11 protein-coding genes are annotated in these 12334 nt (G+C 38.2%); 5 read left to right on the top strand and 6 right to left on the bottom strand.

The features are described 5' to 3' along the window. Positions 1-331: 331 nt before the first annotated feature. From BQ2683_RS11165 to BQ2683_RS11150, 4 genes are all read right to left on the bottom strand, one after another. On the bottom strand, positions 332-1246 hold the full coding sequence (locus BQ2683_RS11165; protein WP_069989108.1) for a SufB/SufD family protein: 915 nt from the start codon (positions 1244-1246) through the stop codon (positions 332-334). Then, positions 1243-1971: an ABC transporter ATP-binding protein gene (locus tag BQ2683_RS11160; protein ID WP_069989107.1), complete on the bottom strand. Its 729-nt coding sequence runs from the start codon at positions 1969-1971 to the stop codon at positions 1243-1245. Before BQ2683_RS11160 ends, BQ2683_RS11165 begins: the two co-directional genes overlap by 4 nt. An 82-nt stretch (positions 1972-2053) precedes the next feature. Continuing rightward, positions 2054-2416, bottom strand: coding sequence for an ArsR/SmtB family transcription factor (locus BQ2683_RS11155; RefSeq protein WP_069989106.1), 363 nt, complete (start codon positions 2414-2416; stop codon positions 2054-2056). 71 nt (positions 2417-2487) lie between these two features. Beyond that, positions 2488-3213 (bottom strand): JAB domain-containing protein, encoded by a 726-nt coding sequence (locus BQ2683_RS11150; RefSeq protein ID WP_069989105.1) that lies wholly within the window; start codon positions 3211-3213, stop codon positions 2488-2490. A 259-nt stretch (positions 3214-3472) separates the two neighbouring features. Between BQ2683_RS11150 and BQ2683_RS11145 the strand changes: the two genes are divergently transcribed. Continuing rightward, positions 3473-4417 (top strand): RluA family pseudouridine synthase, encoded by a 945-nt coding sequence (locus BQ2683_RS11145; protein ID WP_069989104.1) that lies wholly within the window; start codon positions 3473-3475, stop codon positions 4415-4417. Positions 4418-4436: 19 nt separating this feature from the next. Here the strand turns inward: BQ2683_RS11145 and BQ2683_RS11140 are convergent, their stop codons facing one another. Beyond that, on the bottom strand, positions 4437-4955 hold the full coding sequence (locus tag BQ2683_RS11140; RefSeq protein ID WP_069989103.1) for a hypothetical protein: 519 nt from the start codon (positions 4953-4955) through the stop codon (positions 4437-4439). 289 nt (positions 4956-5244) lie between these two features. Between BQ2683_RS11140 and BQ2683_RS11135 the strand changes: the two genes are divergently transcribed. The 3 genes from BQ2683_RS11135 (at position 5245) to mltG (ending at position 8316) form a co-directional block, all read left to right on the top strand. Continuing rightward, positions 5245-6459, top strand: coding sequence for a cofactor-independent phosphoglycerate mutase (locus BQ2683_RS11135; RefSeq protein WP_069989102.1), 1215 nt, complete (start codon positions 5245-5247; stop codon positions 6457-6459). A 376-nt stretch (positions 6460-6835) separates the two neighbouring features. Further along, complete coding sequence (locus BQ2683_RS11130) at positions 6836-7087, top strand: helix-turn-helix domain-containing protein (protein ID WP_069989101.1); 252 nt, start codon at positions 6836-6838, stop codon at positions 7085-7087. A gap of 326 nt (positions 7088-7413) precedes the next feature. Further along, the gene (gene mltG / locus BQ2683_RS11125) at positions 7414-8316 is read left to right on the top strand and encodes an endolytic transglycosylase MltG (RefSeq protein WP_069989100.1); all 903 of its coding nucleotides are present in this window, start codon (positions 7414-7416) and stop codon (positions 8314-8316) included. Positions 8317-8721: 405 nt separating this feature from the next. Here the strand turns inward: mltG and BQ2683_RS11120 are convergent, their stop codons facing one another. Further along, positions 8722-9414 (bottom strand): FadR/GntR family transcriptional regulator, encoded by a 693-nt coding sequence (locus BQ2683_RS11120; RefSeq protein ID WP_069989099.1) that lies wholly within the window; start codon positions 9412-9414, stop codon positions 8722-8724. Between the two features lie 198 nt (positions 9415-9612). On the opposite strand from BQ2683_RS11120, the gene BQ2683_RS11115 reads away from it, so the two are divergent. Next, positions 9613-12234, top strand: a complete 2622-nt coding sequence (locus BQ2683_RS11115) for a valine--tRNA ligase (protein WP_069989098.1) — start codon at positions 9613-9615, stop codon at positions 12232-12234. Positions 12235-12334 lie beyond the last annotated feature (100 nt).

The following is a 12334-nucleotide window of genomic DNA, read 5'->3' as shown; positions in this document are numbered from 1 at the left end:
TTGCAACTGGGTTGAATGTTGTGTCTGATTTATAGTATCACAAATTCTATCCCTGTAAGCAGAAGAATAGCCTTATCTATCGAACTGAGTATAATGTGTTCTACAATCCGTTTTTTGTGAATAAACTGCTATTTCAAAATCAACGGCTGTTTTGGGTCTGTATTGAAACAATATTTTGATGTTACAATTCATCATTTGTGGATTAGCAATACAATATTCCTATAATAAATTTCAGAACTACTTTATATCCACTTTTGGTAGAACTAGAGGTTTTCTATGAGAAACTCCTATAACAAAAAGCAGGCTACTACGGATAGTAACCTGCTTGTCATTATTTTAAAAATCCTTCAATGATGCGTTGGGTTGCCTGTTCTTCTGTTAAGCCCAAAGTGCAAAGCTTCAAAATTTGTTCCCCAGCGATTTTACCAATAGCCGCCTCGTGGATAAGTTCAGCGTCCACATGGTAGGCATCCAGCATGGGGGCAGCGCTTACTGTTCCTTGGTCCACTAAAATAGCATCACACTCAGAATGGCCCATACAACGGTTTTTTCCACTGATGCGGGAATAGAATTCCTGATGAGAGTGACCTTTTGCCACCGATCGAGAAATTAAGTCAACTCCAGAATCCTCCCCATTTAAATCCACTTTGAAGTCAGTTTTTGCTGTTTCGTTTCCATCGGTCATAATACGTTCCCGAACCAGTAATTTAGCTCCGGCAGCCAATGTCCCTGATGTGGTCCTGATGGTGGAATCTACCCCGCTTAATTGTACTGTGTCCATTTCTAAGCTGGCGTTTTCCCCTAAAGTGATTTCTGTGACAGGGTCAATCCTTCTGATGCCTTTTCCATTTCCAGTACCAATATGTTTTTCTTTGTAAAGCACATGGGCACCTTTGGATAAGAAAAAGCGGTGAATTCCGTTATGACGAGCGTCGTCTCCATCTGTATGAACACCACAACCTGCGATAATAGTGACATCCGCATCCTCGCCAATGTAAAAATCATTGTAAACCAGGTCGTCAATACCGCCTTGAGTCACACAAGCGGGAATTGAAACGGTTTCTCCTTTGGTGCCAGGCATTACACGTATCACCAGACCTGGTTTGTCCTGCTTGGTTTCTATTTTAATATTCTTGGTGGATTGTCTACCAGCACATTGTCCATTTTCACGGATGTTAAATGCTCCAACAAATTTTCCCTGAAAATCAGAAACAACTTTTAAAAATTCTTCTGTGATATGGTTCATACCTGTGCCTCCTCTTTGTGGAATGGGCAACGTGTTACTTTTTCATCCTGTAACAACGTTGGCAAAATCACTCGTTTTGGCCCTGCATCTCGTACTTTGCCATCTGCTACTACAATAATTTCATCTGCAATTTGCAAAATTCTTTCCTGATGGGAGATAATCATCAAGGTTCCGGAATGCTGTAAGCGCAGCTCTTGGAACGTTTCTACTAATCGGCTAAAACTCCAGAGGTCAATCCCTGCCTCCGGTTCATCAAAAATGGAAAGTTTTGCGTTTCTCGCTAGTACAGAAGCAATTTCAATCCTTTTAATTTCACCGCCAGATAAGCTGTCATTGAGTTCACGGTCAATATATTCATTCATACATAGTCCAACGTGACCTAAAAGATCGCATAGCTGGGCATCATCCAGTTTTTTTCCCGCAGCTAACTCCAACATGTCCCGTACGGTCAATCCTTTAAAACGCACTGGTTGCTGGAACGCGTAAGCAATCCCCAGGCGGGCGCGGTCCGTGATATCCATATGAGTGATATCTTGGCCATCGAATAGGATTGTCCCGGAAGAGGGCTGTTCAATTCCCGCAATCAATTTTGCTGTGGTTGTTTTTCCACCACCATTTGGTCCGGTAATAACAACTAGTTTATGATCCCGAACGGTAAAGTTCACGTCTTTGATAATTTCTTCCCCGTCTGGGAGTTCCCAAGCAATATGTTTTAACTGAAGCATAGTAATCCCTTTCTATTTGAGTACATAGCAACTTAACTTATTGTGTAGTGATTTTTAAAATGGGCTGGCCATAGAAATCAGGCTATTCCATTACATGTTCCATGCCTTGGTGGATGACACGGCATACATGGTCGTCTGCCAGAGAATAAAAAATCATTTTACCCTCCCGGCGGTATTTTACCAGCCGGTTGTTTTTTAAAATTCTCAGTTGATGGGAAACTGTAGTTTGGGAAAATCCCAACAGTTGGGCTAAATCCCCTACACAGAGCTCTGATTCCACCAATGCGCATAGTATTTTAATGCGGGTAGAATCACCGAATACTTTAAATAGCTCTGCCAGATCGCACAGAACCTGCTCGTTTGGCAAAGCTTTTTCCATCTGTTTTGCAGCCGCTGGGTGGAGGCGTAAATATTCGTTCGTTTCTGTTGTAGCTTTTGTTGGCATCAATAACCCGCCTTTCATATGATCAACTATTCATATGTTAAAATGAAATGTTTGATTTGTCAAGAGATAAATTATTTCGAACTTGCTAAATATGTCCAGTCCTGGTCCACAAATTCCTCTAAACAGCCATATTCCCGCATAGAAAGAGCATCTAAATTTTTTCCTACAATAATGTGGTCAATTAAATAGATATTTAATGCAGATAAAGCTTTTTTCAATTCAATTGTAGAAATTTGGTCAGATGCGGAAGGGTTGGCTAATCCAAATGGATGATTGTGGGCAAGTATTATGTTTTTAGCATTATAACGAAAAGAAAATTTTACAATTTCTTCTATGGGTAAGGAAACAGAATCGGAAAATCCTTCTGCAAGCTTTGTACAGCTTACCATATGATTGGTATTATCCAAACAGACAGCATATAAGACTTCCTGTTTTAAACCAATAAATTTAGGTTTAAAAAATTCCATTAATTTTTGTGGAGTATCATATTTTTGATGGGGCTCCGCCTTATCTTCCAAATAAGCCCTTGCTAAATCTGGTATGAGATGAAGCAGGATAGCCGCATGTTCCCCAATGCCATCCACTTCCATTAATTCATCCAAAGAGGCATCTAACACAGCAGAAAAAGAACCAAACTGGTTCATTAGCTGATGTGCGATTTCATTGGTATCTTTTTGAGGAATCGCAAAAAATAGTAAAAATTCTAAAATGTTATGGCCTGTAAACGCATCTAAACCTAGGCTGAGATACCGAGCCTTAACCCGTTTACGATGATCTTTATGTAAATTGTTTGCCATACCGTTCAACTCCATTGATTGATAAAAACACGACTAGTGGTTTTGTTCTATTATACAATAGATTGGAATAAAATGCTAGAATATATCAATTCAAAACAAAATTTTATCTCTTTCGTCGTTTCTTTACTATCTATTTGTTCTCATTTCTGCTATAATAAAATAGAATTTTATCCGCTTGTAACTCCATAAATATTATTTTGAAATCTTACAATATAAAAAAACAATGCGGATATTATACAATCTATTATGGAGGAACATTATGAAAGAATATACCATTGGTTCCAATGACGCTGGGCAAAGGGTGGATAAATTTATTTTAAAAGTAGCAAAACAGCTACCAAAGTCTATGCTATATAAGATGATCCGGAAAAAGCGGATCAAACGAAATGGAAAACGTTGTGATGCTGCCGACCAGTTAGTGGAGGGAGATTTGCTGCAACTGTATATCAATGATGAATTTTTTGGAGAACAAAAGGAATCTGTTATTTTTAATCCGCTGCGGCGGGAATTTGATATTGTTTATGAAGACCAGAATATTTTGCTGGTCAACAAGCCTATTGGGCTTCGGGTACATGGAGACCAAGGGGAAACTGAAAATACTTTGGTACACCAAGTACAACAATATCTGATTGAAAAAGGGGATTATTGCCCTGAACAGGAACAAAGCTTTTCTCCCGCATTGTGCAACCGTTTGGACAGGAATACCCAGGGGATTGTCATTGCCGCCAAAAATGCGGCATCCTTGCGGATATTAAACCAGAAAATCCAAGAACGCCAAATTCAAAAATATTATCTTTGTATGGTAACAGGAGTTCCAAAACCAGAACACCAACTACTGGTTGGCTATTGGAAGAAAAACCAAAAAAATAATCTGGTAACAATCTCCCCTCAACCTGTTCCGGATGGAAAAAAAGTGATGACCGAATATACAGTACAAAAACAAAATGGGGAATATAGCCTGCTGGAGATTCAGCTCCATACAGGGCGGTCTCATCAAATCCGGGCACATTTGGCATCGATTGGGCATCCTTTGGTAGGGGATGTAAAATACGGCGGGGAAAAACAAAAGGGATACCAATGCCTTTGTGCCTATAAATTAAAATTTCAGTTTGATACCGACGCAGGAATATTAAACTACTTAAACCAGCAGGAATTTTCCCTGAAACAAGTCTGGTTTAAAGACCAATCTAAGAAGACCCAGTAGAAATATTTCTACTGGGTTTTTATAAAGTGAAGTAATATAAAAAACATAAAAAAGTAAATTTACATTTATAGTTTAATATTTCTAGTTTTTCATTTCTTCCACTAAAGCTAACATAAAATTTAACTTTCAGGTAGTCCATTCTATACATTTCAATATAGATATCAGGAATACCTTCAGAAAAATAATTTTCTATATAAAAATCTTTTAATGGAGCTAAACATTTAGATTTTTTTATCATCTTTCCTTTCTGTATTTTACCATTCTTTTTTATTTTTGTTTGATATACCTTTATTGCTTTTATTCCATTTGAAGATGAAATTGAAATAATTTCTCCTTTTATCTGCGAATTCGTTAAACATAAGTAATTACACTTCTTTATTTCCTCTTTATTTCTTTGTATATTTATTTCTTTTTTAAATTCATCATGGGATAATATTTTAGATGTTTTTATTTTCCAAATAACCCCTATAATGTATACAATAAAGAGAAATAAAGTTATGATAGAACATATATTTGATATACATGACCAAGTTTGCATTTATATCTTTCCTCTAATGAATTATTTATTTTAGTATATCACTAGTTTTTTAAAATTTCTATTGTCAAATTATATCAAAATAAGTTCTATATTTTGTTACTAACGTGTTACTAGTAGAGTTATTAAAATACATTCAACGAAGTATTGCAGTCCAATGAAATTGCGGAAAAGCGGCAGTTTTGGGGCTTGATTTTGTTGAAAAAATAAGGTATCATATTTGGTGTAATATAATTTGGAATGGAACAAAACCTCAGTTTTTTACTGGGGTAAAGAAAGGAATCTTATAATAATGAAACATATTGTGATTTTATGTGATGGGATGGCAGATTATCCTGTGGAGCAGTTGAATGGGAAAACTCCAATGTCAGTTGCCAAAAAACCTCATATGGAACACTTAGCAAAAAATGGCTGTGTCGGTCTGGTTAAAACAGTAGCGGAAGGGTTAAAACCAGGTAGCGATGTAGCGAATTTATCCGTGCTGGGATATGACCCAAAATTGTACTATGCAGGGCGTTCTCCACTGGAGGCTGCCAGTATTGGGATTGATTTAAAGCAAACGGATGTTACTTTAAGGTGTAATTTAGTGACTTTATCTGATGAACCCAATTATGAGGAGAAAACAATTTTAGATTATTGTGGCGGGGATATTTCTACCGAGGAAGCTGAGGAACTTATTGAAGAACTGGAAGACCAATTGGGGTGTGAGGAGTTCCATTTTTATTCCGGCGTCAGCTATCGACATTGCCTTGTTTGGAACCATGGTACAACAGATTTGGGAACCGTTACCCCTCCCCACGATATTACAGGGAAGAAGATTAAAGAATACTTGCCATCCCATTCAAATGCAGCGAAGCTATTAGATTTGATGAGAAAAAGCTGTGAGATCCTGGAAAACCATCCTGTCAATAAAAAAAGGATTGCAAAAGGGTTAGCACCGGCCAATGCGATATGGCTTTGGGGTGAAGGCTATAAAAAACCATTGCCTTCTTTCCAAGAAAAATATGGCTTAAATGGTGTCATGATTTCGGCAGTAGATTTATTAAAAGGGATTGGGATTTTAACCAAAATGAAAGTAGTAGATGTTCCTGGCGCTACAGGTTACATTGATACAAATTTTGATGGAAAAGCAGAAGCCGCAATTGAAGAATTGCTGGATGGAAAAGAATTTGCTTATGTCCATGTAGAGGCTCCAGATGAATGTGGCCATCGTGCGGAAATAGACAATAAAATTAGGGCGATTGAATTAATTGATGAAAAAATTGTTGGCCCTATTATCCAAGCAATGCAAGAGCATAATTTGGATTATAAAGTAATGGTTTTGCCGGATCATGCTACCCCTATTTGTAAACGGACCCATACAAGTGACCCAGTACCATTTTTATTTTATTCCTCTGCGAGGGAATATGAATCTGACATTCCATGCTTTGATGAAGAAAACGCAAAAGAAACAGGCGTTTTTGTAGCAGAAGGTGACACTATTTTGGAAAAATTTATTGCGTATTAAATATTACATTTTAATGTTATATTTAATAAAACGCATAATCAAATATAACAAAAAGGCTCCATTGAATGAATTATTCAATGGAGCCTTTTTTGTTCTACAGAAAACAAATGTGGCTAAGAAAAAAGATAAAATAGGATTGTCATGATATAGAATAAATGCCGAAAATTCGACGTTTATCGACAATACAAAGACAAATTTATATACTTACTTTTTTTACAATTATGATAAATTTAGGGATCAAATAAAGAAGAAATTTTCTATTTGTAATAAGATTTAACGAAAAAAGTAAATTTGACTATCAGTTGATGTCATAATTACTTGCTATTCACATACAATGATTGCTAATGACAATTACTAGATGTCATGAGGTGATCGTATGTATAAAAACAGAAATAACGGTAGAAATAATGTTTGTGGTAAAAAGATAGCTAGATTAAGACAACAGAGGGTACCAAAAACTTCACAAAGGGCGTTGGCGGATTTATTACAGTTAGAAGGGATGGATCTGGATAAAAACACAATTCAAAGAATAGAAAGTGGAAAGAGATTTGTAACTGATATTGAACTAAAGGTTTTCGCAAAGATTTTTGGAATTACAGCGGATGAGCTATTGCGAGAAGATAGTTGAAATCAATCATTGAGTTTCCTGCAGTATAAGAAGGATAAACTTTAAAGAATGAAATTACAGCCTTACTTTTAAGACGAATTTCAATATATTATAACTGAATCAGTAAACTAGTGTATTGTTATTATTTTATGTATGGTGCAGTAAAAGCAAAAAATCTAGTAATTGTTATTGCCTATTGTGTTAATACAATATATTGTATTTTAGCGTTATCTACGATACGTGGAATTTGTCTACAACACCAAAATTGGATTGATTTTTGGCAGATTTACATTTATAATATCTTGTGTAATCTCGAGATGAATCAAACACGAAAGAAAGGTGTTGAAATGAAAAGAATAATTGCAGGTATGGTAGTGATTAGTATGTTGCTATTGGTTGGATGTGGCGGTAACCAGGAGTCAGAATCTAGCTCTATTCCTCCTGTTTCCAGCAGCAGTTCGCAGGTGTCTAGCAGTATTCCTAGCAGTTCTTCTGAAGAATCTAGTACCCCTCCTGTGGTGGTTGGGGATGGCAATGGGGAAAATGCAACTACTTCCGATTCTGTTGCATCTTCCCAACAAACCCCTCAGGTGGTTTCGGTTACCATTCCAGAGGGAAGTACTTTTATGGATATTGCTCGGGCATTAGAAAATAATGGAGTGTGTTCCCAGGCCGCTTTTTATCAAGCAGCACAAAATTATACAGTACAATCTTTTAACGTTCCATCCTCGCCTGATCGCTGCTTTAAAATGGAAGGCTATTTATTTCCAGATACCTATCAATTTTATGTGGGGGAGGACCCAACCAGTGTATTGCGGAAAATGCTCAATAATTATGCCGCAAAATCCGGAATGCCTTCGGATCAGACGTTGATTTTGGCATCTATTATTGAAAAAGAAGCACGCAGCACCGAAAATATGCAGCTGGTTTCTTCTGTTTACCATAACCGTATCAATGCGGGAATGCGGTTAGATGCAGACCCAACTAGAGAGTATGTGAACGATTATATTACAGGGAATTCCCTTTTGGGGGATACCAGCAAATATGCTGCTTTGTACAATACCTATAAATGTAGTATACCAGCCGGACCCATTTGTAACCCAAGCAAAAGGGCAATTGAAGCAGCTCAGAATCCACCGGCTACGAATTATTACTATTTCTTTTTTGGAAACGATAACCAAAACCATTATTCTGCAACTTTGGAGGAACACAATCAGCAAATAGCGCAATATGGGGTTCAATATCAATAGCAAATAGGCGGCAAAAAACAGGCGGAATTTTCCGCCTGTTTTTTGCCGCTTTCCCCCAATAAAACCCTCGTTTCTACCAAGGTTAGATCAAAAAACCTTGATTGAAAATTACTTTAGAATATTGTCGGCCCAATCAGAAACAAGTTTGTTATAATCCAACCAAAGATTTCGGAAGTTTTAGAAATTAGATGTAGGTAACAAAACTGGGGAAACAATGTGGTGATATTGTTCTGTATTCTTTTTGGGGGATTAAGTGAACCATTCGATTACGATTGTGGTCTACAAAAATTGAAATCATAGTTTGTGATTATCCCTTTTAAAACTGTAATTTTCATTGAATAGGTGGATTTTTCCCCTTTGATTTTATCAGCTATTTTTGTTGATAGGGAATATATGATTTCGTTATTAATCCTCTGAAAATCCAAATCCTTTAATTGCACGGAGAATATGGAGTTCCATCGCTGTTTTTGCCCCATGGCCATTCCTTTGAGCAATAAATTCCATAATTAGACGGTGATCATTAACGGTATCCTGGATAATGCCCTTGCTGTCCGCCTGATTGGAGAGCAAAACACCAGAATCAATTGCCTGATAAATCATCGGCATCAGCCGCTCCACAAAGCTATTATGGGCAGCCACTGTAATTGCTTGGTGGAAAGCTTGTTCAATTTGGGTACGGTCTTTCCCTTGTAAAATGAGTTCTTCTTCCTGTTTCCCATATTCCAAAATTCGTTTGATTTCCTGCTCTGTCCCTCTTTTTGCGGCATAATAGGCAGTTTGTGGCTCTACCATTAATCGCATTTCATATAATGCTTGGACATCCAACTGGGTTTTGGATAGTTCATTAAAGTCAATGGGATGTTCATAATCCGGACGTTCTACCACAAATGTACCTTTTCCACGTTTAATTTCCAATACATTATGGGATGCCAGAATCCGTATTGCTTCCCGCAATGTTGCCCTGCTTACCTGCAATTGGGCGGAAAATTCATTTTCATTCGGCAGTTTATCTCCTGGAACAAATTTTTTTTCAATGGTAATATAGGACAAGATGGTATCAGCAACCTGTTGAGCTAAATTTTTTTCGGTATCTTTCATAATCGTTTCCTTTGCAGTTAATGTTGTCTGACAACTATTATAGCGAACTATGGATTTAGATACAAGGGAAATTTATCAAATAATGAGAGAGAATTCGGAAAACTGTTGCCAAAAACAGCAACTTTGTAGTATAATAAACAGTAATTATAATAAGACTATCAAGCTTATTTGAATATCGTGAAAGAAAGTGGGAAATTTATGCGTAAAGAATTGGATAAGGTATATAATCCAAAACAATTTGAAGATAGGATTTACGCTGATTGGACTGAAAAAGGTTATTTCACTCCTGAGGCGGATCCCAAAAAACAACCCTATACCATTGTAATTCCTCCTCCAAACATCACTGGTCAGTTGCATATGGGCCATGCGTTGGATGAGACATTGCAGGATATTTTAATCCGTTGGAAAAGAATGCAGGGTTATGCAGCTCTGTGGGTTCCTGGAACCGACCATGCTTCGATTGCGACTGAAGCAAAAATTGTAGAGGCAATGAAACAGGAAGGTTTGAGCAAAGCTGACCTTGGCCGTGATGGCTTTATGGAACGTGCTTGGGCTTGGAAAGAAAAATTTGGCGGCCGTATTATTGAACAGTTGAAAAAACTGGGCTCTTCTTGCGACTGGACCAGGGAACGCTTTACCCTGGATGAAGGCTGTAGTGAAGCAGTAAAAGAAGTTTTTGTAAACTTATATGAAAAAGGTTTGATTTACCGTGGGGAACGGATTATCAACTGGTGCCCTCATTGTTTGACTTCTATTTCCGATGCAGAAGTAGAATACAGCGAGCAGGAAGGCCATTTCTGGCATTTGCGTTATCCTTTGGCAGATGGCAGTGGCTGGTTGGAGCTGGCTACTACTCGTCCAGAAACTATGTTAGGGGATACTGCAGTAGCTGTTAATCCAAATGATGACCGTTATAAGCATCTGGTTGGCAAAACACTGATTCTGCCATTGGTAAACCGTGAAATTCCAGTGGTAGCAGACGATTATGTTGATATGGAATTTGGTACTGGTGTAGTAAAAATTACCCCTGCCCATGACCCAAATGACTTTGAAGTTGGTTTACGCCACGATCTTCCAATTATCAATGTAATGACGGATGATGCCCACATGACCGAAGATTGCGGCAAATACGCAGGTATGGAACGTTACGAGGCGAGAAAAGCCATTGTTGCTGATCTGGAAGAAGGTGGATTCCTAGTAAAAGTGGAACCGCACAACCACAATGTAGGGGAATGCTACCGTTGTGGCACCACAGTAGAACCAAGAGTTTCCAAACAATGGTTTGTGAAAATGGAACCTTTGGCAAAACCTGCAATCGATGCGGTACGTAACCATGAAACTGATTTTATTCCAGAACGTTTTGATAAAATTTACTACCACTGGATGGAAAACATCAAAGACTGGTGTATTTCCCGTCAATTGTGGTGGGGCCATCGAATTCCAGCTTATTATTGTGACAGCTGTGGGGAAATGGTGGTTTCCAAGGAAGAAGTTCACACCTGTCCAAAATGCGGCGGGCATATGACCCAGGATGACGATACTTTGGATACCTGGTTCAGTTCTGCCTTGTGGCCGTTCTCCACTTTGGGCTGGCCGCATCAAACCAAGGATTTGGAATATTTCTATCCAACTAGTACCCTGGTAACGGGTTATGATATCATTTTCTTCTGGGTAGCCAGAATGATTTTCTCCGCTGTAGAACACACTGGAAAAGCACCATTTAAAAATGTATTTATCCATGGTTTGGTTCGTGATAGCCAGGGTAGAAAGATGTCTAAATCGTTGGGCAACGGGATTGACCCACTAGAAGTAATCGATGAATACGGCGCTGACGCGTTACGCTTTATGCTAGCAAATGGTACAAATGCTGGGAACGATATGCGTTACAGCGATGAAAAGGTAAAAGCGGCTAGAAACTTCGCCAATAAGCTTTGGAATGCAACCAGGTTTATTATGATGAATATTTCTGGCAGTGATGAAGAGGTGCTGGGTTTACCAACTGAATTGTCTATTGAAGATAAATGGGTATTGACCCAGTTAAACGATTTGGTTCGGGATATGACCGACAACCTGGATAAATTTGAAATCTCCGTTGCATCCCAGAAAATCTATGATTTCATCTGGAACATCCTGTGTGACTGGTATATTGAGCTAACTAAGCCACGGTTACAGGCTGGTGGGGAAACCGCTTTAAATGCGCAAAAAGTATTGGTTTATGTGATGACTAGCACATTAAAACTGCTGCATCCATTTATGCCATTTATTACAGAGGAAATCTGGCAAGCCATCCCACATGAAGAGGAAAGTATTATGATTTCCAAATGGCCAGAATACCATGAGGAACTGGATTTTATAGAGGAAAGCAACGAATTCCAGAAGGTAATGGATGCTATTAAGGGTATCCGTAACGCCCGTGCTGAAATGAATGTTCCTCCAAGCAAAAAAGCGAGCTTGTACATTCAAACAGAATCCCCTGCTATTTTTGAGCAATGTGCTGTTTTCTTTGAAAAATTAGCAAGTGCCCAATCGGTTGAAGTAGGTGGGCAATTCCAGATAGATGGAGCAGTACAGGTGGCAACTGACGCTGCCCGTATCTTTATCCCAATGGAAGAATTGATTGATAAATCCAAGGAATTGGAACGTTTAAATAAAGACAAGCAGAAATGTGAAGCTGATATTAAATTCCTGAGTGGTAAATTAAATAATCCAAAATTTGTGGATAAAGCACCTCAGGCAGTAGTAGACGCGGAACGTGCCAAATTGGAAAAAGCAACCCAGCGTTTGGAAAAAATCAACGAAAGTATTGCCGCGCTTGGCTAATCCAAACAAGAATTACCTGCCGCCCCATTTCCTTGTGAGGCGGCAAGTTTTTCCTATTATTGAATTGATTGCAACAGAATGGATTTTGGATGTTGAGGTG

This window comes from Massilioclostridium coli (assembly GCF_900095865.1).
Classification (GTDB): domain Bacteria; phylum Bacillota; class Clostridia; order Oscillospirales; family Ruminococcaceae; genus Massilioclostridium; species Massilioclostridium facile.
Note: the sequence above shows the minus strand (reverse complement) of the source record. Positions and strands in the feature narration are given on the sequence as shown.